Annotated in this window: 28 protein-coding genes; 11 read left to right on the forward strand and 17 right to left on the reverse strand. The window is 64.4% G+C overall.

Translation table 11 applies throughout. From position 1 onward, the window contains the following. Positions 1–45 precede the first annotated feature (45 nt). From glyS to FJ972_RS22880, 3 genes are all read right to left on the reverse strand, one after another. Complete coding sequence (glyS, locus tag FJ972_RS22870; protein WP_140520823.1) at positions 46–2,346, reverse strand: glycine--tRNA ligase subunit beta; 2,301 nt, start codon at positions 2,344–2,346, stop codon at positions 46–48. A 75-nt stretch (positions 2,347–2,421) separates the two neighbouring features. Continuing rightward, entirely contained in the window at positions 2,422–3,096 is a 675-nt protein-coding gene (locus FJ972_RS22875) for an endonuclease domain-containing protein (RefSeq protein ID WP_226880379.1), read from the reverse strand. A gap of 129 nt (positions 3,097–3,225) precedes the next feature. Beyond that, positions 3,226–4,146 (reverse strand): glycine--tRNA ligase subunit alpha, encoded by a 921-nt coding sequence (locus FJ972_RS22880; RefSeq protein WP_181165179.1) that lies wholly within the window; start codon positions 4,144–4,146, stop codon positions 3,226–3,228. Positions 4,147–4,356: 210 nt separating this feature from the next. Between FJ972_RS22880 and FJ972_RS22885 the strand changes: the two genes are divergently transcribed. Further along, complete coding sequence (locus tag FJ972_RS22885; protein ID WP_140498002.1) at positions 4,357–4,818, forward strand: GNAT family N-acetyltransferase; 462 nt, start codon at positions 4,357–4,359, stop codon at positions 4,816–4,818. Positions 4,819–4,880: 62 nt separating this feature from the next. Here FJ972_RS22885 and FJ972_RS22890 read toward each other — a convergent pair whose 3' ends face one another. The 5 genes from FJ972_RS22890 to FJ972_RS22910 all read right to left on the reverse strand — a co-directional run bounded on the left by FJ972_RS22890 (position 4,881) and on the right by FJ972_RS22910 (position 9,767). Beyond that, positions 4,881–6,653 carry a tetratricopeptide repeat protein gene (locus FJ972_RS22890; RefSeq protein WP_140520824.1) on the reverse strand — a complete coding sequence of 591 codons (1,773 nt, stop codon included), beginning with the start codon at positions 6,651–6,653 and terminating at the stop codon, positions 4,881–4,883. Positions 6,654–6,812: 159 nt separating this feature from the next. Next, positions 6,813–7,280: a DUF1284 domain-containing protein gene (locus FJ972_RS22895; RefSeq protein WP_140497994.1), complete on the reverse strand. Its 468-nt coding sequence runs from the start codon at positions 7,278–7,280 to the stop codon at positions 6,813–6,815. An 8-nt stretch (positions 7,281–7,288) separates the two neighbouring features. Continuing rightward, positions 7,289–7,870, reverse strand: coding sequence for a biotin transporter BioY (locus FJ972_RS22900; protein WP_140497991.1), 582 nt, complete (start codon positions 7,868–7,870; stop codon positions 7,289–7,291). Between the two features lie 105 nt (positions 7,871–7,975). Then, positions 7,976–8,644 (reverse strand): GntR family transcriptional regulator, encoded by a 669-nt coding sequence (locus FJ972_RS22905; RefSeq protein WP_140520825.1) that lies wholly within the window; start codon positions 8,642–8,644, stop codon positions 7,976–7,978. A gap of 106 nt (positions 8,645–8,750) precedes the next feature. After that, positions 8,751–9,767 (reverse strand): polyprenyl synthetase family protein, encoded by a 1,017-nt coding sequence (locus tag FJ972_RS22910; RefSeq protein WP_140514769.1) that lies wholly within the window; start codon positions 9,765–9,767, stop codon positions 8,751–8,753. A gap of 165 nt (positions 9,768–9,932) precedes the next feature. On the opposite strand from FJ972_RS22910, the gene FJ972_RS22915 reads away from it, so the two are divergent. The 7 genes from FJ972_RS22915 to FJ972_RS22945 all read left to right on the forward strand — a co-directional run bounded on the left by FJ972_RS22915 (position 9,933) and on the right by FJ972_RS22945 (position 14,269). After that, positions 9,933–10,157, forward strand: coding sequence for a DUF2007 domain-containing protein (locus tag FJ972_RS22915; protein WP_135901951.1), 225 nt, complete (start codon positions 9,933–9,935; stop codon positions 10,155–10,157). Next, positions 10,157–10,957 (forward strand): methyltransferase, encoded by an 801-nt coding sequence (locus FJ972_RS22920; protein ID WP_140520826.1) that lies wholly within the window; start codon positions 10,157–10,159, stop codon positions 10,955–10,957. Before FJ972_RS22915 ends, FJ972_RS22920 begins: the two co-directional genes overlap by 1 nt. An 87-nt stretch (positions 10,958–11,044) precedes the next feature. After that, positions 11,045–11,908, forward strand: a complete 864-nt coding sequence (locus FJ972_RS22925) for a S49 family peptidase (protein ID WP_140497982.1) — start codon at positions 11,045–11,047, stop codon at positions 11,906–11,908. A 137-nt stretch (positions 11,909–12,045) separates the two neighbouring features. After that, on the forward strand, positions 12,046–12,231 hold the full coding sequence (locus FJ972_RS22930; protein WP_140497980.1) for a hypothetical protein: 186 nt from the start codon (positions 12,046–12,048) through the stop codon (positions 12,229–12,231). Positions 12,232–12,281: 50 nt separating this feature from the next. Next, positions 12,282–13,160 (forward strand): 4-(cytidine 5'-diphospho)-2-C-methyl-D-erythritol kinase, encoded by an 879-nt coding sequence (locus tag FJ972_RS22935; RefSeq protein WP_140520827.1) that lies wholly within the window; start codon positions 12,282–12,284, stop codon positions 13,158–13,160. Beyond that, positions 13,147–13,701: a molybdenum cofactor biosynthesis protein B gene (gene moaB / locus FJ972_RS22940; RefSeq protein ID WP_140520828.1), complete on the forward strand. Its 555-nt coding sequence runs from the start codon at positions 13,147–13,149 to the stop codon at positions 13,699–13,701. The genes FJ972_RS22935 and moaB overlap by 14 nt, the downstream gene beginning before the upstream one ends. A 322-nt stretch (positions 13,702–14,023) precedes the next feature. Continuing rightward, the gene (locus FJ972_RS22945) at positions 14,024–14,269 is read left to right on the forward strand and encodes a hypothetical protein (protein WP_140497974.1); all 246 of its coding nucleotides are present in this window, start codon (positions 14,024–14,026) and stop codon (positions 14,267–14,269) included. A 148-nt stretch (positions 14,270–14,417) separates the two neighbouring features. Here the strand turns inward: FJ972_RS22945 and FJ972_RS22950 are convergent, their stop codons facing one another. Further along, positions 14,418–14,942 carry a glycosyltransferase gene (locus FJ972_RS22950; RefSeq protein WP_140520966.1) on the reverse strand — a complete coding sequence of 175 codons (525 nt, stop codon included), beginning with the start codon at positions 14,940–14,942 and terminating at the stop codon, positions 14,418–14,420. A gap of 150 nt (positions 14,943–15,092) precedes the next feature. Here FJ972_RS22950 and FJ972_RS22955 point away from each other — a divergent pair, with 150 nt between their 5' ends. Further along, positions 15,093–16,247 carry a PA0069 family radical SAM protein gene (locus FJ972_RS22955; protein ID WP_140514951.1) on the forward strand — a complete coding sequence of 385 codons (1,155 nt, stop codon included), beginning with the start codon at positions 15,093–15,095 and terminating at the stop codon, positions 16,245–16,247. A gap of 142 nt (positions 16,248–16,389) precedes the next feature. Beyond that, on the forward strand, positions 16,390–17,085 hold the full coding sequence (locus FJ972_RS22960) for a ribonuclease HII (RefSeq protein ID WP_140520829.1): 696 nt from the start codon (positions 16,390–16,392) through the stop codon (positions 17,083–17,085). A gap of 279 nt (positions 17,086–17,364) precedes the next feature. Here FJ972_RS22960 and FJ972_RS22965 read toward each other — a convergent pair whose 3' ends face one another. The 7 genes from FJ972_RS22965 to FJ972_RS22995 form a co-directional block, all read right to left on the reverse strand. Then, positions 17,365–17,856: a F0F1 ATP synthase subunit B gene (locus FJ972_RS22965; RefSeq protein ID WP_140514758.1), complete on the reverse strand. Its 492-nt coding sequence runs from the start codon at positions 17,854–17,856 to the stop codon at positions 17,365–17,367. A 10-nt stretch (positions 17,857–17,866) separates the two neighbouring features. Next, positions 17,867–18,466: a F0F1 ATP synthase subunit B gene (locus FJ972_RS22970; RefSeq protein ID WP_140497966.1), complete on the reverse strand. Its 600-nt coding sequence runs from the start codon at positions 18,464–18,466 to the stop codon at positions 17,867–17,869. Between the two features lie 94 nt (positions 18,467–18,560). Further along, positions 18,561–18,785: a F0F1 ATP synthase subunit C gene (locus tag FJ972_RS22975; protein ID WP_140497964.1), complete on the reverse strand. Its 225-nt coding sequence runs from the start codon at positions 18,783–18,785 to the stop codon at positions 18,561–18,563. Positions 18,786–18,869: 84 nt separating this feature from the next. Then, complete coding sequence (locus FJ972_RS22980; protein ID WP_140497962.1) at positions 18,870–19,628, reverse strand: F0F1 ATP synthase subunit A; 759 nt, start codon at positions 19,626–19,628, stop codon at positions 18,870–18,872. Positions 19,629–19,715: 87 nt separating this feature from the next. Next, on the reverse strand, positions 19,716–20,114 hold the full coding sequence (locus tag FJ972_RS22985) for an AtpZ/AtpI family protein (protein WP_140498124.1): 399 nt from the start codon (positions 20,112–20,114) through the stop codon (positions 19,716–19,718). Positions 20,115–20,370: 256 nt separating this feature from the next. Next, positions 20,371–21,552 carry a cell wall hydrolase gene (locus FJ972_RS22990; protein WP_140520831.1) on the reverse strand — a complete coding sequence of 394 codons (1,182 nt, stop codon included), beginning with the start codon at positions 21,550–21,552 and terminating at the stop codon, positions 20,371–20,373. A gap of 100 nt (positions 21,553–21,652) precedes the next feature. Further along, complete coding sequence (locus FJ972_RS22995) at positions 21,653–22,981, reverse strand: MFS transporter (RefSeq protein ID WP_140520832.1); 1,329 nt, start codon at positions 22,979–22,981, stop codon at positions 21,653–21,655. Positions 22,982–23,097: 116 nt separating this feature from the next. On the opposite strand from FJ972_RS22995, the gene FJ972_RS23000 reads away from it, so the two are divergent. Continuing rightward, positions 23,098–24,018: a LysR substrate-binding domain-containing protein gene (locus tag FJ972_RS23000; RefSeq protein ID WP_140520833.1), complete on the forward strand. Its 921-nt coding sequence runs from the start codon at positions 23,098–23,100 to the stop codon at positions 24,016–24,018. A gap of 74 nt (positions 24,019–24,092) precedes the next feature. Here FJ972_RS23000 and der read toward each other — a convergent pair whose 3' ends face one another. Then, entirely contained in the window at positions 24,093–25,526 is a 1,434-nt protein-coding gene (der, locus tag FJ972_RS23005; RefSeq protein WP_140520834.1) for a ribosome biogenesis GTPase Der, read from the reverse strand. Between the last annotated feature and the right edge of the window lie 3 nt (positions 25,527–25,529).

Consider the following 25,529-nt stretch of genomic DNA (forward strand, 5'->3'; position numbering starts at 1 on the left):
AGGCCGCTTTTGCGCCGTGGACGAGTGTCGCCGCCTGAAGTCTCTTTAGCCCGCGATCTTGGAGAAATCCGCAACCTGGTCGGTGGCCGCGCGGATGCGGGCGAGCAGCGCCAATCGATTGGCGCGCACGGCCTGATACTCATCATTCACGAGAACGCGTTCAAAGAATGAATCAACCGGTTCGCGCAAAACGCTAAGCGCCAGCATGGCGGCGGAAAAGTCTTCGTTTTGAATCGCTTCGCCGGCTTGCCTCTCGGCCTGATTCACCGCCGCGAACAGCGATTTCTCGGCATCCTCGCGGAACAGCGCCGGCTCAACGGTTTCGGCGATCGCCGTTTTCTTCTTCTCCTCGGCAGCCAAAATGTTGGCGGCGCGCTTGGTGCCGGCAAGCAGGTTCTTGCCGTTCTCGGTGTCGAGGAAAGTGCCGAGCGCCTCGACGCGGCGTACGATCTGCAGCAGGTCATCCGACTGCGGCGTGATGACAGCGTCGATCAGGTCGTGGCGAGCGCCCTGATCACGCAGGTAGACTTTCAGGCGGTCGTGGAAGAAGGCGAGGAGGTCTCGGACCTGATCCGTACTGCCAACCGTGTAATGCATGGAGGCGCTGCCGAAGATCGTCGTCAGCCCCAGTCGAATGCGGTTCTCGACCAAAATCCTCACCACGCCGAGCGCAGCGCGACGCAGCGCGTAAGGATCCTTCGAGCCGGTCGGTTTTTCATCGATGGCCCAGAAGCCGACAAGCGTATCCAGCTTGTCGGCGAGCGCGACGGCGATCGACACCGGATCGCTCGGCACGTAATCGGACGGCCCCTGCGGTTTGTAGTGCTCTTCGATGGCTGCCGCCACGGACGGATGCTCGCCCTGGAGCAACGCGTATTTGCGGCCCATGGCGCCCTGCAATTCGGGAAACTCGCCGACCACTTCGGTGGTCAGATCGGCCTTGGCGAGAACCGCGGCGCGAGCGGCGAGCGCGGGATCGGCGCCGACGGTCGGCGCCAGTTCCTGCGCCGATCGCTTGATCCGCTCCACCCGTTCGCCCTGCGTGCCGAGCTTGGCGTGGAAGGTCACATTGAGATGGTCGAGCCGGGCCATGCGTTGGTCGAGCGGCTTCTTCAGGTCGAGCCCGAACTTTTTCGCCGACGCTTCGAGCTCGGCGAGATCAGGCAAATCGCCTTGGTCGGTCGTCCAGAAATAGAGCGCGTCGGAGAGGCGCGCGCGCACCACCTTGCCGTTGCCCTGGGCGATCTCCTTGCCGCCGTCGCTCGCCTCGATGTTGGCGGTGAGGATGAAACGGTTGGAAAGTTCGCTGATCTCCCCCCTTGAGGGGGAGATGCCCGGCAGGGCAGAGGGGGTCGTCTCACGTGGAGCGCCGGCGTCCTCTGTGTGCGAAAGGGAGTCGCGTCCCGTCGTGCCGACCCCCTCTGTCGGCTTCGCCGACATCTCCCCCTCGAGGGGGGAGATTGGGCGCGATGTCACAAAGCACTTCTGGTTGGCGCGGATGGTCAGGCGGATCACCTCGGCCGGAATGGCCAGGAAAGCGTCTTCGAACGCGCCCATCAGCACGACAGGCCATTCGACCAGCCCGGACACCTCTTCCAAAAGCCCCTCGTCCTCGACCAGATCCAGCCCGTTGGCGAAAGCGAGATTGCGGGCATCGGCAAGGATGATCTCCTTGCGCCGGTCTGCGTCGAGCACGACCTTGGCCGCTTCCAGCTTGCTTACATAGTCGTCGAAGCGGCGCACGGTGATTTCGCCGGGCGCGTGAAAGCGGTGGCCGTAAGTGACATTGCCCGAACGGATGCCGTCGATCTCGAAATCGACCACGACCGGCTCCTCGGTTTCCGGACCGAAGGTGCACAGGATCGATTGCAGCGGCCGCACCCAGCGCAGCGAGCCGGGCTTGGCCGAGGCCGGCCCCCAACGCATCGATTTCGGCCACGGGAAATTGCGGATGATGCCAGGCACCAGTCCGGCGATGATCTCTTCCGCCGCCCTGCCCGGCTTCGAGACATGGGCGACGTAGAAATCGCCTTTCTTCGGGTCGGAATGGACGTGTGCCTCGGCGACCGAGGAAAGCCCGGCCTTGCGCAGGAAGCCCTGGACCGCCTGTTCCGGCGCCGTCGTCGACGGCCCCTTGATCTCCTCGCGGATATCCTTCGAGCGCGCGGTCAGGCCCCTGATGTCGAGCGCCAGTCGCCGCGGTGTCCAGTACTCGCGCGCCGCCTCGTAGGTCAGCCCTGCCTCGACCAGGCCGTCGGTCAGCATCTTCCTCAGATCGCCCGCCGCCTTGCGCTGCATGCGGGCCGGGATTTCCTCGGAGCGAAGTTCTAGAAGCAGGTCAGGCATGGATAGCTCCTCACCCTCCCCTCGATGGGGAGGGTCGGCGCGTCAGCGCCGGGGTGGGGTGGCGGCGTCTCAATCTCAAGCGCCTTCGGCGTCTGACGGGCGAAGGTCTGATTTTCGTTCTTCCACCGCCGCATAGATCGTATCGAGCACGGAATCCAGTTCGTTTTTGATTTCGTGGTTCCAGAAACGGATGACATGATAGCCCTGACTTTCGAACCATTTTGTCCGAATTTCGTCGTGTCGTTGCTGACGATCGAAACTGTGGTGAGCGCCGTCCACCTCGACGATCAGCTTCAGGCGGTGCGAGATGAAATCAGGGAAGTAAATACCGACCGACGCCTGCTTGCGAAATGAGTGCCTTTCCACCGGGATGCGCCATAGGTGCCGCCACAAGATGCGTTCTTCGTCGGTCATCGCCGCACGAAGCCGTTGCACCGACCGCAGTTTGAACCGATCGAGTTTCGGCATGAGAAGTCGCGCTGTCACCCCCACCCGCCGCTTCGCGGCGACCTCCCCCATCCAGGGGGAGGTAAAGAGGCCATAGCAACTCGGCTGGCCGCTGTCACCCTTTCCAGAAATTTTGGGCGTCCTGTCGGGACGGGATGATCCCACCCGTCCTTGGATCAAAGATTTCCATGAACCGAACGCAGCGCTGAAGCGACCCACGCTCAGGCAGAGAGCTATTGGCTGAACGACCATGAAAACGGTATCCAGACTTTTGCAAATCCTGGCGCTCAGCGCCTGCTTCACCGCTCAGGCCCATGGCGCCTTCTCGATGCCGGGCGTGCGCCAAGCATTGCGCATAATAGCCGGCCCGAGCGGCCAGATTCTATCGCCGATCAACGCTTCCCTCGATTTGATGAGGGAGGGTGCCTGAGATCAGGCCGCCAATCCGCCGGCCTGCGTCTTCAAGAACGCCTCGCCACAGGCTTTCGCCAGATTGCGCACGCGCAGGATATAACTCTGCCGCTCGGTGACGGAGATCACGCCGCGCGCGTCGAGCAGGTTGAAGACGTGACTGGCCTTGATGCACTGGTCGTAGGCGGGAAACACCATGCGGTGCACAGGCAGATTGTCGTTCGATGCGGGCGCACCGGCATCGAGCAGTGCCTTGCATTCGGCCTCGGCATCGTCGAAGTGGCGCAGCAGCATCGTCGTGTCGGCGTATTCGAAATTGTGACGCGAATATTCCTGCTCGGCCTGCAGGAAGACATCGCCGTAGGTGACCTTGTCGGCGCCGTCGCGGCCGTTGAAATTGAGGTCGTAGACATTGTCGACGCCCTGCACATACATGGCCAGCCGTTCCAGACCATAAGTGAGCTCGCCCGCAACCGGCGCGCATTCGATGCCGCAGACCTGCTGGAAGTAGGTGAACTGCGACACCTCCATGCCGTCGCACCAGCATTCCCAGCCAAGGCCCCAGGCGCCCAGCGTCGGGCTTTCCCAATCGTCTTCGACAAAGCGGATGTCATGCAGCAGCGGGTCGATGCCGATCGCCGCCAAAGAGCCGAGATAGAGCTCCTGCAAGTTGGGCGGATTGGGCTTCAGGATCACCTGATACTGGTAGTAGTGCTGCAGCCGGTTCGGATTCTCTCCGTAGCGGCCGTCCTTGGGGCGGCGCGAAGGCTGGACGTAGGCGGCGTTCCAGCGCCTCGGTCCAAGCGCCCGCAGCGTCGTGGCCGGATGGAAGGTGCCGGCACCGACCTCCATGTCGTAGGGCTGGAGGATCACGCAGCCATAGTCCGCCCAGTAATTGTGCAGAGTCAGGATCAGCCCCTGAAAGGAGCGGCTGGGATGCATATGGGCGGGGATTTCAATCGTCACGGTGGCCTCGGCTGCAAGGGCTGACTTGCGGCCCCGTCCTAGAGACACGGCGGCGAAGCGTCAAGCAAGGCGCGGGCGTCGCGAGGCATGTCGAAAGCTTTGCGAGCGGCTGGCCCATTGCCGGCGATGAGCACGTGCCTTCTGGTGAACGCTCACAACTCCGTCTCGCCAGACAACAGGTCAGCCATGCCCAACTCCATCACCGTCCGCCCGGTCACGCGCCAGGATTTCGCGCAATGGCTGCCGCTGTGGGACGGCTACAACGCGTTTTACGGGCGCTCGGGCGAGACGGCGCTGGCAAGCGAGATCACCGCCATGACATGGTCGCGCTTCTTCGACGCCTATGAGCCGGTGCATGCGCTGGTTGCCGAAAGTGAAGGACGGCTCGTCGGCCTCGTGCACTACCTCTTCCACCGCAGCACCACGGCGGTCGCGCCGAACTGCTATCTGCAGGATCTTTTCACCGACGAGACCTTGCGCGGCAAGGGCATCGGCCGGGCTCTCATCGAGGGCGTCTACGAGCGGGCGCAGGCGGCCGGTTCGGGCCGGGTCTACTGGCTGACGCACGAGACCAATCACACCGCCATGAAGCTCTACGACAGGATCGGCGAACGCTCGGGCTTCGTCGTCTACCGCAAGCTGTTCTGACACGGCTGCCAACGAAAACGGAGCCCGACAAGGGCCCCGTTCGCGAGCAACATCATTTCATCTTAGCCCTTCGGCGCAGCCGGTGCCGGCTTGACCTTGGGGGTTTCCTGCGCCGTGTTGGACTCGATCGGCGGCAGTCCCTTCATCAGCTTCTGCTGCAAGGCGGCAAGCACGTCGGGATCCGGCTTCAGGTCGCGCGCCTGGTTCCACTGGAAGGTGGCTTCCAGCTTGCGGCCGACGCGCCAATAGGCGTCGCCGAGATGGTCGTTCAGCACCGGATCTTCCGGCTTCAGCGACACCGCGCGTTCCATTTCGCGCACCGCGTCATCGTACCTGCCGAGGCGGAAATAGGCCCAGCCCAGCGAGTCGACGATGTAACCGTCGCTCGGCCTGAGATCGACGGCCTTCTGTATCATCGCCAGGCCTTCCTTCAGGTTCATATTCATGTCGACCCAGGAATAGCCGAGATAGTTCAGCACCTGCGGCTGGTCGGGCTGCAATTCCAGCGCCTTGCGGAAATTCGGCTCGGCCTTCGGCCATTCCTTCAGCCGCTCATAGGCGATGCCCCGCTGGTAGAAGATATTCCAGTTGGCGGCGGTCGGCGTCTTCAGCGCCTCGACGGCCTTGTCGTAGAGATTGGCGGCGGAACGGAAATCCTCCTTCGACGAATAGACCCCACCAAGCGCCAGATAGGCGCGCATGTCGTTGGGATGCTTATCGACGAAGGCCTTCAGATGCGTGATCGCCTCGTCATGGCGATCGAGATCGGCCAGATTGAGGCCAAGCTGTAAGTCCGAAAGCTCCTTCAGCGGCGAGGTATCCGGTATCCGTCGGTAGAGCGCGATGGCCCCCTCGCCGTCCTTCAGCTGTTCGGAAACGGCGGCAAGCTGCACCAGGGCGGCATCGCTGTGGGGTTTCAGCGCCAGCGCATATTGCAGATAGAGCCTGACGAAAGGCTCACCGCCGCCGCGATTGAGCGCGGTTGCCAGATCGAGCAATATCTCGGAGGCGCCGTCGGATGGGCCGGCTATGAAGGGCGGGATCTTGTCGCCCTTGCTGATCCTGTCGCGCAAGGCGACAATTTCCAGCTTGCCCGGCGAAAACGCCTCGGCCTGATCGAGCACCGATACCGCCTTGGCCGTGTCGCCCTTGCGGGCCAGGAACGAGGCATAGGCCTGCGCATTGCGCATCCATGTTTCGGGAGCCGCGCTGCCGGCGGCGGTGTCCTGCATGGTCGCGGCATAGATCGCGTCGGCCTTCTCAGGCATGTTGGACGCGTCGGCGATCAGCGCGCGGTGGAAGGATTTGAACAGGCCGAACCAGTCCGGCCCCTGCAGCTTGTCGATGGATGCCATCGCCTCGCTGGGGTCGCCGGCGCCCTCTTGGGCCCAGCCGGACATGACGCCGGAGATCAGCCGGTCGAGATCGGATTCCAGCGACAGCTTCAACCAATACTGCGCCTTGGAAAAATCCTTCTTGTGGAAGGAATCGACCGCCAGCGCCAGGCGCGAGAACCGTTCGACGTCGGGAACTTCCTTGAGCTTGTCGGCATAGACAAGGGATTCGTCGAAGCGGCCTTGCGCGATCAGCGACAGCATCAGGCTCTGCTGCAGGCCCGTATCGCTTGGATCGAAGGCCAGGGCCTGCTTGTAGTAGGCAATGGCATTATCCAGGTCGTTGTCACCCTCGGCGATCCGGGCAGCCAGATAGGCTCCCGAGAAAGATGTGATCTTTACCGGTTCGGTGGTCTGCTTGGCATAGGCCGGCAGCGCCGAAATCGCCATGCCCGTCACAAGTGCCAGCCTTGTCAGCCAGCGCACACGTCCCTGCTGCATCGTATCCCTTTCAGCCAGGCGCCATCTCCGCGTCAGCGGGATCGACGTAGATTCGATCTTTCGGAGAAAAGCATGGCCTTTTTGGGGTCACGCTTCAATCCGCCTCGAATTCACAATCGGGTCACCCGATTAACAAACCATGCCGGCAAAGAACGGCTTTCAGCCCGAAACCGGCGCATCGGCGTCAGGAGTGCCCGGAAGACCGGAGGGCCGCAGGCGCGCGCCCTGATATCCGCCTGACGCCACCGCGCTGCACAGGCCGCTCCATTCACAGCCTCGGCAGGCCTCGCGCGTGAGGCCGGCCGAGAAGGCCTGCCGCATCCGCGCCAGCATGTCCGCACCGGGATCGAGGCGCGCACCGGCCCGGATTGGTCGCCCGAGCAAGGCGCCGGCATCGTGGGCGGCAAGCCGGTCCCGCTCGGCGGCGCTGTCCCGCAGGCAATGTGGCTCCTGTTCATCCAGCAACGGTGCGCAGATGTCGTCCGGGCCGGACACGACCAGTATGTCCTCGCCCCGGCCAAGGCGCTGCGCGATACCGTCGTAGTTGGCCGTGAATGCGGGGCTGTATCCCTTGCCCACATAGGTGAGCAGGCAAAGGAGGTGATGAGCGCGCAGCCTTATCGTCACGGCTGGCGCTATTTCGCCTTGCCGCGCGGGAGCGCCATCAGCGTGGCGGCGCCAAGCGCCGACTTGAGCAGGCCACCGAGGACAAACGGCAGGAAGCCGAAGGCAACAGCCTTCTCGGCGCCGATGATGACGGCGAGCCACGCCGTGCCAAGGGCTAGGCACAGCAGGTTGCCGAGCAGCATGGCGGCAAAGGCAAGCACGACCCTGCCGCCGTTCCAACCGCGCTCCGCCAGCCAGCCGACCAGTGCGCCGACAACCGGGAAGGCGAAGAGATAGCCGCCCGTCGGGCCAATAAAATGTTGTACGCCGGCAGCCCCGCCGGCCAGAACCGGGAAGCCGACCGCACCCTCGGCCAGCCAGGCGGCGATGGTGATCGCGCCCAGCCGCCAGCCGTAGAGCGCGCCGACCAGCGTCACGGCAAAGGTCTGCATCGTCACCGGAACCGGCACCATCGGCACCTCGATGTAGGAGGACAGCGCCAGGAACAGGGTGCCGAGCACGACGGCGCCCGCCTGCCAGCCGAGCGATCGCTCCTGAAGCCGGAGCGGGCTGAAGGACGGTTTTGCGGACGAGAACGCGATGTCGGTCATAGGGGCTCCCTTGGTCGATCCAAAATTATAGATAATTTTTGCCTTCGATCTATTATCGAAGCCACAATTTTCGGACGATGGCAAGGCACGCCTTGCGCAAGGCGGTTAGCCCACGATCGCGAAGGCCTCTCGCGTGGTGCCGGAGGCTGTCCTGACCGGCTTGCGGCCAATCCATTGCACGTGCCGCCCCAATGTCGCCGCGGCCGATTCGGTGTTGCCCTGCCGCAAGGCGGCCAATATCGCCCGGTGGTCCTGGTCGGTACGGGTCTCCCATTCCGAGCGCCATGCGGCGAACAGGAAACGGGCGCTTGCGGCGTGCAGGTCATCGATGGTGGCGAGAAGACGCGACATGCCGCATGGCGTCAGGATCAACCGGTGAAAGGCGCGGTTGGCTTCTTCCCACGACCTGACGTCCCGGGATTTGTCGCCGGCCATGCTGGCCTCCTCGGCCCGATCGAGAATAGCGGAGGTCAGATGCGGCGCCGCGTGGCGCAGCGCCAGCACTTCGAGCGCCGCCCGCATTTCGGCGACCTCCTTGACCTCGCCGAGGTCGAAAGCCGCCACGCGCACGCCGCGGCGCGGTTCGCTGACGGCGAGGCCTTGCGCCTCGAGGCGGCGAAAGGCCTCGCGCACGGGCACATGGCTGGTATTAAACTCCTCGGCGACATGGTCCTGCCGCAACCGGGCGCCCGGCTCGATCGCGCCCGAGATGATGCGATCCGCCAGAACCTTGCCGATGCGCACCGCGATGGTGTCGTCCGTGCCCTTTGCCATGTTTTATAGATAATTTGCAGCCGGGCAGCTTGTCGAGGCGGCGGAGAAGGATTCACGGATTTCTCCCCAGCACGAGCCAGAGGAGAGCTGCGTGAAAGGCAGCGGCTCAGTTCACCCGGCTGATGCAGAAGTCGATGACGTCGATCAGCGCCGATTTCTGCGGCGTCGCCTCCAGCGGCGCCAGCGCGTCGCGGGCGATCTCGCCGAAATGACGGGCGCGCCCGATCGTGTCGGCGATCGCGCCGTGGTGGGTCATCAGCCCGATCGCCTTTTCGAGGCCGGCGTCATCGGTGACATTGTCCTCGATGGCCCGCTTCCAGAAGGTGCGCTCGGCCTTGCTGCCGCGCCGGTAGGCGAGAATGACCGGCAGCGTCACCTTGCCCTCGCGAAAATCGTCGCCGACATTCTTGCCCAGATCCTTGCTGGTGCCGCCATAGTCCAGCGCATCGTCGATCAGCTGGAAGGCGAGCCCGAGATTCATGCCGTAGGAGCGCAAGGCGGCGCGGTCGTTGCGCGTCGCCTGGGCGATGACGGGGCCGACCTCGGCGGCAGCCGAGAAAAGGGCCGCGGTCTTGGCCTTGATGACGGCGAAATGCTCGTCCTCGGTGGTCTCCAGGTTCTTGGCGGCGGCAAGCTGCATGACCTCGCCCTCGGCGATGATCGAGGCCGCGCTCGACAGGATGTCGAGCGCCTCCAGCGAACCGACATCGACCATCATGCGGAATGCCTGGCCAAGCAGGAAGTCGCCGACCAGCACGCTCGCCTGGTTGCCCCAGATCATGCGGGCCGTCTTCTTGCCGCGTCGCATGCCGCTCTCGTCGACGACGTCGTCGTGGAGCAGCGTCGCCGTGTGCATGAACTCGACCGATGTAGCGAGCTTGACGTGGCCCTCGCCGGCATAGCCGAACATCTGTGCGGCGGCGAGCGTCAGCATTGGCCTGAGCCGCTTGCCGCCCGACGAGATCAAGTGGTTGGCGACCTCCGGGATCATCTCGACATCGGATCCGGCCTTCGACAGGATCAATTCGTTGACGCGCCCCATGTCGGCCGCCGTCAGGTCGATCAGATCCTTGATGGAGGCGGGTTCCCGCTTTCCGTTTTCGATGTTGAGAACGACACCCACGACAAACTCTCCCGTCTGATGTAACGCGTGCGACGGCACCCTTAGTTCCGTTACGGACTCTAGGGCGGCGAACGCGGCCACGGCAAGTGGCGAATTGGCGCGGCTTCTCTGGTTTCGGGCCTCGCATGCGTTTACATGAACGCGGCAAACTGAGAGTTTCGTCCGATGATAGAGCTCATTCGCACCAACGACGCCGTCATCATCTCCTTCGTCGAATCGCTGATGCGCGATGCCGGCATCGGCTGCTTCGTGGCCGACCAGAATATGAGCGTGCTCGACGGCTCGCTCGGCATCCTGCCGCGGCGCGTCATGGTCGACGCCGACAAGGCCGACGCGGCGCGGCGCATCCTGACGGATGCCGGCATCGCCAACGAGATCCGCCAAAAATAATGTCCGCCGCGCCAGCCGCCCTCGCCCCGGACACGCCAGCCCACACGGTCGATGCCTTCCATCGCGGCCGGTTCTGGCTGGTGCAGCCCAAGCATGGCGGCCATCGCGCCGGCATGGACGCCATGATGCTGGCGGCTGCCGTGCCGTCCTCCTTCGGCGGGCGTCTCGCCGATTTCGGCGCCGGCGCCGGTGCCGCGGCACTTGCCGTTCTGGCGCGCTGCCCGACGGCCCGGGCCGTGCTGGTCGAACGCGCGCCGGAAATGGCGGCTTTCGCCGCGGCCACGCTCGCGCATCCCGGCAACGCTCACCTCGTCGACCGCGCTTCGGTGCTCGTCGCCAATGTCGCGCTTTCGGGCCGCGCCAGGACGGCGGCCGGCCTCGGCGACAATGATTTCGATTTCGTCATCATGAATCCGCCCTTCAACGCCGCGCAGGACCGCGCCACGCCCGAGCGCTTGAGAAAGGAAGCGCATGTCATGGAGGACGGGCTGTTAGAGGGCTGGATCCGCAGTGCCGCAGCGGTGGTCAGGCCGCGCGGCGGGCTTGCCATCATCGCGCGGCCCGAGCAACTCGGTTCGCTTCTCGATGCGATCGCGGGCCGTTTCGGCGACGCCAAGATGCTGGCCGTGCATCCCCGCCCCGATGCCGCGGCGATCCGCATCATCGTCAGGGCAACGCTCGGGGCGCGCGGCAAACTCGCTATCCGGCCGCCTTTGATGCTTCACGCGCAGACGGGCGACGGCCCGTCGGAACGGACGGAGATGATCAACAACGGCCTCGCCTCCTTGTTCGGAGATTGAACACAACCGGGCCGCGATGGCCGCGGCATTGCCGTTGGCCTTGAAATTCCTACATGCTGGCAACCCATCGAGCGGAGATCGACCTCAGTGAAACGCCTTTTCAACCGCCTGCTGCCGAAATCCTGGCGTTCCACGGTCGTCACCATTCCGGTTATCCGGTTGCACGGCACCATCCTGGCGGGCGGCGGCCCGTTCCGTCCCAGCCTGTCGCTTGCCTCCACCGCCGGGCTGATCGAAAAGGCGTTTTCCTTCGACGCGCCTGCCATCGCCATCTCCATCAATTCGCCCGGCGGCTCGCCGGTGCAGTCGCGGCTGATCTTCAAGCGTATCCGCGACCTGGCGATCGAGAAGAACAGAAAGGTGCTGGTCTTCGTCGAGGACGTCGCTGCCTCGGGCGGCTACATGATCGCGGTCGCCGGCGACGAGATTTTCGCCGATCCATCATCCATCGTCGGCTCGATCGGCGTGGTCTCGGCTTCGTTCGGCTTCCCGGAGCTGATGAAGAAGATCGGCGTCGAGCGCCGCGTCCACACCGCTGGCCAGAACAAGTCGGTGCTCGATCCATTCAAGCCCGAGAAGAAGGAAGACATCGAACGGCTGAAGGCGCTGCAGCTCGAAGTGCATGAAACCTTCATCGATCTGGTCAAGGAGCGGCGCGGCACCAAGCTCAAGGACGATCCCGACCTGTTCACCGGCCTGTTCTGGACCGGAAAGCGCGGCCTGGAGCTTGGGCTTGTCGATGCGCTCGGCGACATGCGATCCGTGCTCAAGACGCGGTTCGGGGCGAAAACCCAACTCAAGCTGATCTCGGCGCCGCGCGGTTTGTTCGGCCGCTTCGGGCTGTTCGGCTCGAGCAAGGGATTTTCGGCGCCCGATATTGCCGCCGCTGCCACCGGCGGCGTGATCGATGCGGCGCAAGAGCGCGCTCTGTGGGCGCGCTTCGGGCTTTGAAAATCTGGCAAAACCGTCTAGCATGAACCTCGAAGTTCCATGCATGTCGTTTTTCTCCAGAAACCGCCTTTGGACGACATGCGCCAACCGACCCGACCGGCCGCCCTTCGCCGGCCCAGCGTGGGAGGAGTTTTGATATGCCGCAGATCATTTTCTTCGCCGTCGTCGGGATCGCCGCTTATTTTGGCTACCGCACCTTCATCCGCGAGGCCGAGCGCGTAACCGCCAAGGTGCGGCGCACCGAAAAGCAGACGGCAAACGGCGCGATGGGGACGCTGGTGAAGGATCCGAAGACCGGCGAGTACCGGCTGGCCAAGGACTGATCCTCATTTCACTCGCAATCGAGAGCCTGGAATCCGGCCAGCGCGTCCGGATGTGGCCGGCGCCCGCCAAGATAAACCTCGCTCTGCATGTCACCGGCAGGCGCGATGACGGGTATCATCTGATCGAAAGCCTGGCGGTGTTCACGCGCTTTGGCGACAGGATCGATATCGCGCTTGCCGAGCGAGACGATTTCAGCGTGTCCGGCCGCTACGCTCCGGATGTTCCCGTCGACGGCAGCAATCTGGTGCTCAGGGCGCGTGACGCGCTGCGGCAGGCAGCCGGTCCTCGCGGCACGCCGCCGGTCGCCATCAAGCTCGAAAAGAACCTGCCCGTCGCTTCCGGCGTCGGCGGCGGGTCGAGCGATGCGGCAGCAGTTCTGCGCGGGCTTGCGGCAAGCTGGCAACTCGACATCGACGATGTCGCGCTGGCGCGGATCGGGCTTTCGCTTGGCGCCGATATTCCCATGTGTCTGGCAGCCAGGCCGCTGATTGCACGCGGCATCGGCGAGGAGCTGTCGATCGTGCCTGATTTCTCGGCGCTCGGACTGGTGCTGGTCAATCCCGGCAAGGCGGTCTCGACAGCCGACGTGTTCAACGCGCTGTCGCGGCGCGACAATGAAGCGCTGCCGCCGCTGCCGCGCGTGGTCGACTTCCACGGGCTGCGCAACTGGCTGGAGATTACGCGCAACGACCTCGAGCCGGCGGCCCGCGCCATCGAGCCCGCCATCGGCAAGGCACTTTCTGTGCTGAACAAGGCCGGAGCCGGTTTTGCCCGCATGTCGGGTTCCGGCGGCACCTGCTTCGGCCTGTTCGAGACCGGCAACGTCGCCAAGCGCGCGGCCGCGGACATCCGCGCCCGGCAACCCGACTGGTTCGTCGCCGCGACGCGCAGCATGACGGCGGAGGCAGATGCCCATGGCCAGGACTGACGAGAACCGTTCTTTCATCCCCGTGCGCATCGCGGTGCTGACCGTTTCCGACACACGCAGCCTTGCCGACGACAAATCCGGCCAGACGCTGGCCGACCGCATCGCGGAAGCCGGCCACATCCTTGCCGCGCGCGATATCGTCACCGACGATGGAGACAAGATCCGCAACAAGGTGCTCGGCTGGTCGAAGGATGATGGGATCGATGTGGTCATCACCACCGGCGGCACCGGCTTCACCGGGCGCGACGTGACGCCGGACGCGTTGGAGCCGATCTTCGAAAAGCGCATGGATGGTTTTTCCGAGGTGTTCCACCGCATTTCCTACGACAAGATCGGCACCTCCACGATCCAGAGCCGGGCGACCGGCGGCGTCGTCAACGCCACCTTCGTCTTCGTGCTGCCGGGCTCGCCCGGCGCCTGCAAGGATGCCTGGGACGGCATCTTGAAGGCGCAGCTCGACTACCGGCACATGCCCTGCAACTTCGTCGAGATCATGCCGCGCCTGGACGAGCACCTGCGGCGCGGCATGTCGGCTCCGTGAAAGCCGAGGCAAGGCGCTGGTTTCACGCCGCGTTTGCCAGGCAGAACACCGCCTTCGCCTTCGAAAGACCATTCCAAACCGGATGCGGCAGGACGTATCGTCTCGCGGCGGCGGCCATCGCCGTTGAAGACGGGCGGATGCGATGACAGTGCATAATGGCGGGTGCCATTGCGGCAACATACGCCTTCGATTTTCAACCGAGCTCGATCCATCGACAATCGAGGTTCGCGCCTGCCAATGCTCGTTCTGTACCAAGCATGGCTCGCGCGCCGTCGCCGATCCGGACGGCAGGCTGGTCATCTCAGTCAAGGACATCCAGCGATTGAAGAAATACCGTTTTGGATTGGGGACGGCCGACTACCTGATCTGCGGTGAATGCGGTGTCTATACCGCCGCAATCGCCGGAGAGGACGATGCCAGGGCAATCGTCATCATCAACGCCCTGGACGATCAAAGGTCGTTCAGTCAGGAACCGATCCCGGTCGACTACGACGCGGAAAGCAAGGCAGAGCGTCAAGCCAGACGTCGTCTTCGCTGGATGCCTGTGGAGATGCGTTTTAGCGAATGACCGGCTCGCCGTGGAAGCGCCGGCGCGAGGACCGCGAGACACCGAAACCACTTCCATCATCAGCCGCGGCCTGCGCGCCGGCACCCGCGTGATCGGAAGCTAGCTGCGCGTCGCATGTGCAACGCACGTAGACAGAGCTGCTGCAAAATCATTTGGACGGGCGGTGCTCTTGTTTTGCCGGAGCGGCCCAGATTTCGGCATCCAGCCGCTTGGTCACCAGGCCGCGAGCGAGGGCCTCGGCGCTGCCGGCTCTTTTCGACAAGGATGTGGCCTGGCGCTTGCTGATCAGCAGCCCGTCGCCCAAGGCACGGTTTCCCGAGAAGATACGGGCCAGGAATGGCGCGCGGCCGGCGCGTGTGCGTGAAAACCGCGCCGCCATGGTTTGCCTCGCTGTATGCGCAACGACCTCGTCGATCCATCCGTCGACCAGCCGCGCGCCCGGTTCCAGCAGCAACAGCCAATCGCCCTTCGCGTGCCGGATGGCCGCCGCGACGCCGTCGGTCGCATACTGGCACCCGGCATGCTCGGCGACGCGATGGGTCTGGTCGGTGGAACCGGCGTCGCAGACGATGACCTCGCGAACCACGCCCTCCACGGCGCCGCCGATCAGCGTCGCCAAGGTGCGAGCGAGGCCCTCCTCGTCATTGTGGGTCTCTATGAGAACGGTGAGCATCATTTGCCGAATAGCGGAAAGCGGAACGCAGCGCCAGTTTTTGCGACGCACCATAGAAAGTTCTTGCTTTGTTCTCGTTCGGCAAATAGGATTAAATTCATGAGCAGAGCGATTCGAAACAACATGGACAGTCCCTGGGAGCGGGCGAAGATGGAACCGATCATGCGCGCCGACATTGCCGCCTTCGGAGCAGGACGAGCCGAAATGGCCAACGCGATGATCGAGCAGAGCGGCATGCGCGTGCGTCCGGACCGCAACCGCGGCCGGTCGGCAGGCATCAACCCGTCCGGCCGGTTCGAGCCGGTCAGCCGGCATGTCTTCGACGATGGCTGGAACTCGCTGGAGGAACTGCCTCCCTTCAAGACCGAGGTGCAGGTCGAGAAGCCGCGTACCATAATCACCCGCAATGAATCGCCCGACATCTCCTTCGACCGCTCGATCAATCCCTATCGCGGCTGCGAGCATGGCTGCGTCTATTGCTTTGCGCGGCCGACGCACAGTTTCATGGGCCTGTCGCCGGGGCTGGATTTCGAATCCAAACTGTTCGCCAAGCCCGACGCGGCGCGCCTGCTCGACAAGGAACTGTCGAAGGACGGTTACCAGCCGCGAACCATCGCCATCGGCACCAATACCGATCCCTACCAGCCGATCGAGAAGCAGTACCGGATCATGCGCGAGATCCTCGAAGTGCTGGAGGCGCGCGGCCACCCGGTCGGCATCGTCACCAAATCCGCCCTGGTGACGCGCGATATCGACATCTTGTCACGCATGGCCGAACGGGGCCTCGCCAAGGTGGCGTTGTCGGTGACCACGCTCGACCGCATGCTGGCGCGCACCATGGAGCCACGCGCCTCGACGCCGGCCAAGCGGCTGGAGGCGATCAGGCAGCTTGCGGATGCCGGCATCCCTGCTTCGGTCATGGTGGCGCCGATCATCCCCGGGCTGACCGACCAGGAGATGGAACGCATCCTCGATTCGGCGCACCATGCCGGCGCACGCGAGGCGGGCTATGTCGTGCTGCGTCTGCCGCTCGAGGTCAGCCCGATCTTCAAGGACTGGCTGCTGCGCCACTATCCCGACCGCTATCGCCATGTGATGTCGCTGATCCGCTCGATGCGCGAGGGCAAGGATTACGATTCGGAATGGGGCAAGCGCATGAAGGGCGCGGGTCCTTACGCCTGGCAGATCGGCCGGCGCTTCGAAATCACCGCCAAGCGGCTCGGTCTCAATGCCGAGCGGCGCACGCTGCGGACCGACCAGTTCGTCGCCGCCGGCAAGGACCAGGAGCAGTTGATGCTGCTTTGAACGACCGCGGCTGTTTGCCGCCGTGGCGAAAAAATCCCGTCCGGCCTGCCCCGGCCTGCAGACGGTGCCCTCCCGGTCCGGCGCCCCACCCGACCCGGAGGGACTTGCGGAGAATCAGAGCCGATGCGAACCTCGCCGCAACATGGCTCGCGCGCGTTCTGATTCTCCGCCTCTCTTCGAAATCGTCGAGAAACCCGATTTCTCCTTCGAGACGAAGGCGATGGCCGAAGGCCTGTGGCCGGTCGCGGGGATGGACGAGGCCGGACGCGGCCCGCTGGCCGGACCGGTGGTGGCGGCTGCGGTCGTGCTCGACCCTGCCAACATCCCCGACGGCCTCGACGATTCCAAACGGCTCAGCCATTTGCAACGCGAGGCGCTGTTCGTGCGCATCATCGGCTCCGCGCTCGGCGTGTCGATGGCCTCGGTCAGCGCCGAGGGCATTGACGGCAGCAACATCCTCAAGGCGAGCCTGGAGGCGATGCGCCGTGCGCTCGCCGGCCTGCCGGTGCAGCCGAAGCTCGCGCTTGCCGATGGGCGCGACGTGCCGCCGGGCCTGCCTTGCATGGGGCGCGCGCTGATCAAGGGCGATCAGCGCTCGCAATCCATCGCCGCCGCCTCGATCGTCGCCAAGGTGATGCGCGACCGCATGATGTGCGGCTGCGGCAGCCATCACCAGCACTACGGCTTCGAAGTGCATATGGGCTATGCCACGGTCCGCCATCGCACCGCGATCGAGACGCACGGGCCGGTGGCGCGGCTGCACCGCGTGTCGTTCGCGCCATTCAGGCTTGAAGGTGCCGAGGTGGTGGAAGAAGAGAGCTTCGCCGGGCTGGAGTGAGCCGGCAGCGATATAGCTGATCTCCCCCCTCGTGGGGGAGATGTCCGGCAGGACAGAGGGGGGCGCGAAAGATCGCTACCTTCCAGAACTACTTCTACTCACGCAGAAGTCGCAAGGCAGCGCAGGGATTGTCTGACAGGCTGGCGGGACAGCGCCCCCCTCTGCCCTGCCGGGCATCTCCCCCACGAGGGGGGAGATTGGCAGCTTCTGCGCACTGCTCCAACAAAAAAGCCGCCAGGTTGCCCAGGCGGCTTTTGATTGTTCTGCGTCGGTCAAGGCTCAGTTCAGCTTCGCCTTCACATCGGCGAGCGAGGTCTTGAACAGGTCGGCTCCCGCCTTGGCGTCGATCTTGCCGGCGAGCAGCGTGCGAGCGGCTTCGACGGCGATGTCGACGGCGCTGGCGCGCACTTCGCCGATCGCCTCGCGCTCGGCCTGGCCGATCTTCTGTTCGGCAAGAGCGGTGCGCCGCGCGACGTAGTCCTCGGTCTTCTTGTGCGCCTCGGCGGCGAGCAGTTCGGCTTCGCGCTTGGCCGCGGCGACGATGTCTGCGGCCTCCTGCTCGGCTTCCTTGCGCTTGCGCTGGTATTGGCCAAGCAACTGCTGGGCCTCCTCGCGCAGCCTGCGCGCCTCGTCAAGCTCGCTGCTGATCCTGGCGGCGCGGGCATCGAGCGCCTTGGCGATCAGGCGGGGCACCTTGATGTAGATGGCGATACCCAAAAAGATGACCAGGGCGATCGTGGCCCAGAGCGTTGCAAGAGATGTGGCGTCCATGATGCGCTCCTCACCCGGCCACGGACTTGACCGCGGCCGCGATCTCGGCCTTGCTGGCCTTGCCGCCGACCAGCGCCTCGACGATCGCCGAGGCAGTGTCCTCGGCGATGCTGCCGACTTCCTTCATGGCGTTGGCCTTGATGGAAGAAATGCGCGCCTCGGCCTCGCCGAGCTTCTCGTCGAGCGCGGCCTCGATCTTCTTGCGCGCGGTCTCGGCTTCCGCCTTGGCCGCGTCATTGGCCTGCTGGCCGATGGCGTTGGCGTTCTTCTTGGCTTCCGCCAGCTCCTGCTCGTAAGCAGCAACGGCGGCGTCGGCCTCGCCCTTCAACTTCGCGGCCTGATCGAGATCCTGGCTGATACGGTCGTTGCGGACATCGATGATGCCGCCGACGCGCGGCACCACCACCCTCTTCAGGAAGAGGTAGAAGAGCCCGAACGTGATCGCCAGCCAAAGAAGCTGCGACGGAAACGTCGCCGGATCGAATGGCGGAAACATGCCATGAGCTTCGGCAGGCACGCTGGTGCCGGAATGCGTGTCGCCTTCCGTCGCAGCGTGGCCAGCCTCGGTGGCAGGCGCGGACTCTTGCGCAAAGGCAGATGTCACGAACATGGACTATCCCCTGATATCAGACCCGCCGCTCTCGCGGCCGGCCTGTCCAATCTTCCCATAGCTTAGCCAAATGGCGGCTCAGCCAAACAGGGGCTCAGCCGAACAGGGCCAGCAGCGCGATGAGAAGCGAGAAGATGCCCAGAGCTTCGGTCACGGCGAAGCCGAAGATCAGACGGCCGAACTGGCCATCGGCGGCCGACGGGTTGCGCAGCGCGCCCGAGAGATAGCTGCCGAAGATGTTGCCGAGGCCAATGCCCGCGCCGCCCATGCCGAGGCAAGCGATGCCGGCGCCGATGTACTTTGCTGCTTCTACGTCCATTTGTTCAACTCCTTTGGATCTGAAATTCCGTTGCGATTCCATTCCGGCGGCAATGTTGAAAACTCTTGCGCCGGAAATTTTTTATCAGTGCCCCGGGTGCAGGGCGTCGTTGAGATACATGCAGGTCAGCACCGCGAAGACATAGGCCTGAAGGAAGGCGACCAGCAGTTCGAGCGCGGTCAACGCCACGGCCATCGCCAGCGGCAGCACCGAGCCAGCGACGCCGACCGCGCCCAGCGCCGAGAGGCTGACCACGAAGCCGGAGAAGACCTTCAGCGTGATGTGCCCGGCGAGCATGTTGGCGAACAGACGAACCGAGAGGCTGACGGGGCGCGACACGAACGAGATCACTTCGATCAGCACCACCAGCGGCAGCAGGAACACCGGCACGCCTTGCGGCACGAACAGCTTGAGGAAACCAAGGCCGTGCTTGCCGAAACCGTAGACAATCACGGTGCCGATAACCAACACGGCGAGGCCGAAGGTGACGATGATGTGGCTGGTGACGGTGAAGAAATACGGAAACAGGCCAAGCAGGTTGGCGACCAGCACGAACATGAACAGGGAAAACACGAAGGGAAAGAACTTCATGCCCTGCGTGCCGGCCGCGTCGCGCAACATGTTGCCGACGAATTCATAGGCCATTTCGGAGATCGATTGCAGCCGGCCGGGAACGAGGCTGCGGCTCGACGTCGTCAGAAACAGGAATGCCGCGGCGACGACCACGGTCGCGACCATGAACAGCGCCGAATTGGTAAAGGACAAGTCGTAACCGCCGATATCGATCGGTATCAGCTTGTTGATATGGAACTGGTGGATCGGATCGACCTTGTCAGCTGCCACGTTCAAACCCCGTCAGTGCCGCATGCGGCCTTGTTACCATGCCGCCCGTCGAAAGGCGGCTATTTCCAAGTGCCGCCTGAACGGCGGTCACTTGCTGTCGTCGCGGCCAGAGCGCGATTTGTCGCCCTGTCCGAATTCCGCCACAACGCCTGCCGAACGCATGACATTGAGCACGCCCGCGCCAAAACCAAGCAGCAGAAACACGATCAGACCCCATGGCGATGTCCCCGCCAGACGGTCGATGATCCAGCCGATGGCGGCACCGACTACCACCCCGGCGATGAACTCGCTGGACAGCTTGAGTGCCTGACCGTACCCGGTCACTGGTTTCGCGTCTTTCCCCTCGAGCCGGTCCGGCCGTCTTGTCGCAAGCGATGCTTCAAGTTCACGCCGGCGGCGCTCAAGTTCGTCGTCGCGGATGGCGGCTTCGTGCTGCTTGCCGCGGCCGGTTTCTCCGGTTCCGCCTGGCCCAGTTTCATCGGCCATCGCAACCCCCCTGCCCGGGCAGACCGTCACCGTCCGTCCGCTTCTAAAGTCGCCGGCAACATAGTTAGAGGGTTTGCGCCCGTCAAGCCACGGGCGGAAGTTCGTTACCATGTATTTTATACAATGAAATCAATATAATAGAGAGGTGCGACATCGTGCCCGCCATGGCGGCGCGGACGCCTTGAGCGAATCCTCCGCGCGACGGCTCTTCGAGAGACCGCGCAGCCGCGCAAAAATATGGACGCCTATCGGGCGTTCAGCTCCAGCCGCCGCCATAGGTGCGGTAGAAGATATGCAGGCCGATCTTGGTCATCTTCTGCATCGTACGCGCCCAGTTGGGATGGACGTAATTGGCATAGTAATGGGTCGACGATCCGACTTCGGGAATGAAGACCTTGCCGGCGGTCACCGCCATGCCGACGTCCTGCGCAGTCTTGTAGGCGACCGGGTTGTCGATGCGCTTCTTCCTGCCGTCGCAGGCGAAGGAGAACTGGCAACGGTTGAACCAGCTGTCGTTCTGGTAGACGACGCCGCAGATCGAATTGGGATAGGCCGGATTGCGGACACGGTTGAGGATGACCTGGGCGACGGCGGCCTGGCCGCGCACGGATTCGCCCCGCGCCTCGAAATAGATGCCGTTGGCCAGGCATTTCTGCTCGGGCTTGGAGAAGACGCTCGCCGGAAGTGGATTCTGGATCCACGAATGGTCGCCCTTGGCCATCGGCGGGATGAAACGGCCGTTGTTGGGCTCCTCGTCCTGGAGCAGGGCCTCGAAGGGCGACGCCTTGGCATAATCGGGCGCGGCCTGCGCATAGGCCGTCGCCAGCACATCCGGATGATCGTTGTTGACCAGGGCGGCAAGCATGGGCGACACGCCGGGATCCGGCTTCTTGTCCTCACGCGCGTGGAATGCCGCGGCGATCTGGATTTCCTTGCCTTTGATCTGGGGTTTGGCGAAAGCCATCTTCAGGCCGCTGTCCATGCTGGGCCGCAGCAGGGATGAGGTGCGCTCGAAGATCGAGCCGGCGTTGAAGTTCTTCGGCGGGGCGACGGGAGAGATCTGGACGATGCGGCCCTTCTTGTCGGCGCGCACGATGCGGTCCTCATCGGGCGCAGTGCTGACCTTGCCGCCCTTGCCGCGAAAGGAGACGGCGCCGACGCCGGGCAGGCGCACCCCCGATCCGGAGAGCGAACCCGTCACAGCGTCGTCGACAAACGGCATCTCGGCGGCATGGACCGATCCGGCGACGGATTTCTCGACATAGGAATTCCAGCGGGTCGGCGCCTCGAGGCCGGAAACGAGGCTCGTCATATCCTGGTAGGCGGAAACCGTCGGAAATCCGATCCAGATGCCGAGGCCGACGATGAAAGGTGCCACGAGGCTGCGTTTCTTCTCACCGGCGACGGCAACAAGGCGCGTCAAGACACGTCGATGCACGGAACTCTCTCCAGGAACGCTACTGACCCCACTGGAGAGCAAAATGATGCATTAACCTTGATGGGACGTTAACAGCTTCGATCGGGTTTTCCCGGTCGGCTCAGGCTCGTGGTTGCGAAGTGGGGCGGTTTTGCGGCGGGACGGACATGGAGGCCGGCCGCAGGAAGATGGGCCACGCGATCAACGCGCACGCCGCAGCCGACAACCAGACGCCGGGCCAGGACCAGAGATGCAAGAGCCCCGGAATGGCCACCGGAACCAGGAAGAAGCCTATGAAAACGAAGCTGTTGGCGAGGCTGAGCGCTGTGCCGACATGGCCGGCGCCGGCAAGCGTGGCAAGCTCGGTGTAGGCGACGCCATGCCAGGTGGAGACCAGGATGCCTGCGACAATCAGCATCACGGGAAGCGTGGCCATAGCGACGGGCTGGCCGCCTGATGTGGTCGGGCCGGCCAGGACCAGCAGCCAGAGCAGCGTGAAGGCAAGCGCGCTGAGCGCACTGCACAGGCGCAGGAACGGCCTGCGATTACCGTGGCGGTCGGTGAAGCGCCCGCTCCAGACGCGCATCGCCATGGCGCCGGCCTGCACGGCGGCGAGGCTTGCGCTGGTGGCCAGGGTCCCCATGCCGGCGAAGTCGTGCAGGAAGACCGATGCGAAGGTGAGTACGGCCACTTGCGGAAAACACAGCAGGCCGATGGCTGCTGCGATGCGCCAGACCTCGACATTGCGCAGCGGCGGCGGCCCGGCCAGAACGGCCGGCGCGGCCGAACCCTGCGTCGGCGGTTCATGCAGCCAGCACCAGGCGAAGATAGCGGAGATCACGGAGAAGACGGCGAGCAGGCCATAGACCGCCGCGAAGCCATGCGTGGCGGCGAGCGAGGGCAGGACAAGAGCGCCCAGCCCGCCGCCAAGCGGCACCGCCGTCTGCCGGATGCTCATGGCGAAGCCGCGCTCGCCTTCGCGGAACCAGCCCATGATGGCGCGGCCGCTCGAACCGTTGACGCTGCCGCCGAGCAGGCCGGTGACGAGCAAGGCGGCCGCCAGGACGTGCACGCCCGGCACGCCGGACGAGGATGGAACGATGAGCAACGCCATCAGGAACAGCCACGCCGCCGTGGCGCCGAGCCCGGTCAAAAGCACACGGCGGTCGCCCCAGCGATCGGTGAGCAGGCCCCAGGGCAGTTCGCTGAGCGCAACGCCCAGGCCGAGAAGGCCAAGCGCCAGGCCGAGCTGAGCATTGCCGAGATGATAGCCCTGCCGCATCAGCACCGCGGTTGCCGGTATGCCGGAGAAAGTAGCGGAAAAACCGGCATTGGCGGCGACGCCGATGCCCAGCACCTTCCAGCGGTGGTTGGGCGCGAAGGTTCTGGAGCCGGAGCCTTCGGCCCGTGGCGTCGACTGACAATCGGTGCGGGTGACGATGGCGGACATGGTTTCATTCCCGTTTGCGGCCCGGTGACCGGCCTTGACGGCGCATGTCTATCGCCATAGCTTTGTCCATAAAATCAGGAAGTTTTTGACGCACAATCCTAAAAAACGGGATTATCATGCGACGCGTGACATTCGACCTCGACGTCCTCAGAAGCTTCGTCACCGGAATGGAGCTTGGCAGCTTCGCCAAGGCGGCCGACCGGCTTGGCCGCTCGACCTCGGCGGTCAGCGCGCAGTTGAAGAAACTGGAGGAGCAGGCGGCGACGCCTATCTTCCGCAAGTCGGGACGCGGGCTGGCACTGACGGAAGCCGGCGAGACCATGCTCGGCTATGCGCGGCGGCTGGTCGAGCTCAATGACGAGGCGGCCGCCGCCATCCATGATGTCGAGCTGGAAGGCTGGGTGCGGCTCGGCCTGCAGGAGGATTTTGGCGAGGCGGTGCTACCTGACGTGCTCGGCCGCTTCGCCCGTGCCCATCCCAAAGTCAAGATCGAGGCCCGCATCGCGCGCAGCCATGAGCTCGCGGAGCGGATCATCTCGGGCAGCCTGGACATCGCACTTGCCTGGCACAGCGGCGCGACGCTGCCATACAGCCAGCATGTCGCCGACGTGCGGATGCGCTGGATCGGCCCGGCAAAGCGCATCGAGACCAGCCTGCGCCATGGCGAGCCGCTGCCGCTGGTGGCGCTGGAAGCACCTTGCCTGTTGCGCACGGTCGCAACCGAAACGCTCGACCGCGCCGGCCTGCCCTGGCGCATGGCCTTCTCCAGCCCGAGCCTTGGTGGCATCTGGGCGGCTGTTGCAGCCGGGCTCGGGCTGACGATCCGCACCGACATCGGCCTGCCGGCCAGCGTCAGCGCGATGACGCCGGAGATTGCCGGTCTGCCGGCGCTGCCCAGGATGGCGCTGTTCCTGCACCGCAGGGATGCCGAACCCGAACCGGTGGCCGCCCGCCTCGCCGATATCCTGCTGGAAGCGGCGCGGCAGGCACTACCGGAGGGCGCGCGGACGGATGAGAACCTGCTGAAGGTCGCCTAGGCCCTGGTCGCAACCCCTCTTCGTCATTCCAGGGTCTACACCGCGTCGAAGGGTTGGCACCCTTCCCCCGGACGTCAGCGCTTCTTGGCCCTGCCGGCAAAGGGATTGTCCGAAGTCCTCAACGCCATGCGGATCGGTACGCCCGGCATGTCGAAGGCTTCGCGCAGGCTGTTGGTGAGATAGCGGACATAGGATTGCGGCATCGCATCCGGGCGCGAGCACGAGACGACGAAGCCCGGCGGGCGCGTCTTGGCCTGCGTGACATATTTGACCTTCAGCCGGCGACCGGCAACCGCGGGCGGCGGATGATGCGCAAGAATGCCTTCCAGCCAGCGATTGAGCCTGCCGGTCGAGACGCGGCTGTTCCAGACCTTGTGCGTGCGGATGACGGCTTCCATGAGCTTGTCGAGGCCCCGTCCGGTCTCGGCCGAAACCGTCACCGCCTGCATGCCGCGCGCCTGCGGCAAAAGCCGTTCGGTCTTTTCGCGCAGTTCGGCCAAGAGTTCCTGCGGATTGTCGATCAGGTCCCATTTGTTGAAGGCGATCACCGGCGCGCGGCCCTCGCGGATGATCAGGTCGGCGATCTGGAGATCCTGCTTCTCGAAAGGGATGGTGGCGTCGAGCACGATGATGACGATCTCGGCGAAGCGGATGGCGCGCAGGCCATCCTGCACCGACATGACCTCGAGCTTTTCATGGATCCTGGCCTTGCGGCGCATGCCGGCGGTGTCGAACAATTTTATACGGCGGCCGCGCCAGTCCCAATCGACCGAGATGGAATCGCGGGTGATGCCGGCTTCCGGTCCGGTCAAAAGCCGCTCCTCGCCGATCAGCGCGTTGATCAGCGTCGACTTGCCGGCATTGGGGCGGCCGACGACGGCAATGCGCATCGGCTTGGTGTCGTCATAGGCCGGCACCTCGTCGGCGTCGGGATCGGCGATATCCTCGCCGATCAGCACCTCGCTGGAGGCGATCTCCTCGTCGTCGTCCTCATCTTGGCCAAAGGCTCTCGCCTCGCCAAGTGCGGCGATCACCGCGTCGCGCAGGTCGGGCATGCCTTGGCCGTGTTCGGCCGAGACCGGAACCGGCTCGCCAAGCCCGAGCTCCCAGGCCTCCAGCATGCCGCCCTGCGCGCCCTTCGCCTCGGCCTTGTTGGCGACCAGCACGACCGGCTTGCCGGATTTGCGCACGATCTCGGCAAAGGTCCGGTCGTCCGGCAACAGGCCGGATTTGGCGTCGACGGTGAAGAAGATCAGGTCGGCCTCACGGATAGCGATCTCGGTCTGCGCACGCATGCGGCCGGGCAGCGTCGAGGCGGCGGCGTCCTCGAAACCCGCAGTGTCGATGACGTCGAAATGCAGGTCGTAAAGCTTTGCCGCATGGACGCGGCGGTCGCGGGTGACGCCCGGCGTGTCATCGACAAGCGCCAGCTTCCTTCCCACCAGCCGATTGAAAAGAGTCGATTTGCCGACGTTAGGCCGGCCAATGATGGCGACTTTGAAGCTCATATG

Origin of the sequence: Mesorhizobium sp. B2-1-1, assembly GCF_006442975.2 — a bacterium.
GTDB lineage: Bacteria > Pseudomonadota > Alphaproteobacteria > Rhizobiales > Rhizobiaceae > Mesorhizobium.

Coding starts and splice junctions, on each gene's coding strand:
- FJ972_RS22905 (WP_140520825.1), bottom strand. CDS start 8,644: ATGGCAAAGGGCACGGACGACACCATCGCGGTGCGCATCGGCAAGGTT.
- glyS (WP_140520823.1), bottom strand. CDS start 2,346: ATGCCTGACCTGCTTCTAGAACTTCGCTCCGAGGAAATCCCGGCCCGC.
- FJ972_RS22970 (WP_140497966.1), bottom strand. CDS start 18,466: ATGTTCGTGACATCTGCCTTTGCGCAAGAGTCCGCGCCTGCCACCGAG.
- FJ972_RS22985 (WP_140498124.1), bottom strand. CDS start 20,114: ATGGCCGATGAAACTGGGCCAGGCGGAACCGGAGAAACCGGCCGCGGC.
- FJ972_RS22890 (WP_140520824.1), bottom strand. CDS start 6,653: ATGCAGCAGGGACGTGTGCGCTGGCTGACAAGGCTGGCACTTGTGACG.
- FJ972_RS22900 (WP_140497991.1), bottom strand. CDS start 7,870: ATGACCGACATCGCGTTCTCGTCCGCAAAACCGTCCTTCAGCCCGCTC.
- FJ972_RS22965 (WP_140514758.1), bottom strand. CDS start 17,856: ATGGACGCCACATCTCTTGCAACGCTCTGGGCCACGATCGCCCTGGTC.
- FJ972_RS22950 (WP_140520966.1), bottom strand. CDS start 14,942: ATGCTCACCGTTCTCATAGAGACCCACAATGACGAGGAGGGCCTCGCT.
- FJ972_RS22920 (WP_140520826.1), top strand. CDS start 10,157: ATGTCCGCCGCGCCAGCCGCCCTCGCCCCGGACACGCCAGCCCACACG.
- FJ972_RS22975 (WP_140497964.1), bottom strand. CDS start 18,785: ATGGACGTAGAAGCAGCAAAGTACATCGGCGCCGGCATCGCTTGCCTC.
- FJ972_RS22915 (WP_135901951.1), top strand. CDS start 9,933: ATGATAGAGCTCATTCGCACCAACGACGCCGTCATCATCTCCTTCGTC.
- FJ972_RS22995 (WP_140520832.1), bottom strand. CDS start 22,981: ATGTCCGCCATCGTCACCCGCACCGATTGTCAGTCGACGCCACGGGCC.
- FJ972_RS23000 (WP_140520833.1), top strand. CDS start 23,098: ATGCGACGCGTGACATTCGACCTCGACGTCCTCAGAAGCTTCGTCACC.
- FJ972_RS22935 (WP_140520827.1), top strand. CDS start 12,282: ATGTGGCCGGCGCCCGCCAAGATAAACCTCGCTCTGCATGTCACCGGC.
- FJ972_RS22880 (WP_181165179.1), bottom strand. CDS start 4,146: ATGCATCCCAGCCGCTCCTTTCAGGGGCTGATCCTGACTCTGCACAAT.
- FJ972_RS22955 (WP_140514951.1), top strand. CDS start 15,093: ATGGAACCGATCATGCGCGCCGACATTGCCGCCTTCGGAGCAGGACGA.
- FJ972_RS22930 (WP_140497980.1), top strand. CDS start 12,046: ATGCCGCAGATCATTTTCTTCGCCGTCGTCGGGATCGCCGCTTATTTT.
- moaB (WP_140520828.1), top strand. CDS start 13,147: ATGGCCAGGACTGACGAGAACCGTTCTTTCATCCCCGTGCGCATCGCG.
- FJ972_RS22885 (WP_140498002.1), top strand. CDS start 4,357: ATGCCCAACTCCATCACCGTCCGCCCGGTCACGCGCCAGGATTTCGCG.
- FJ972_RS22960 (WP_140520829.1), top strand. CDS start 16,390: ATGGCTCGCGCGCGTTCTGATTCTCCGCCTCTCTTCGAAATCGTCGAG.
- der (WP_140520834.1), bottom strand. CDS start 25,526: ATGAGCTTCAAAGTCGCCATCATTGGCCGGCCTAACGTCGGCAAATCG.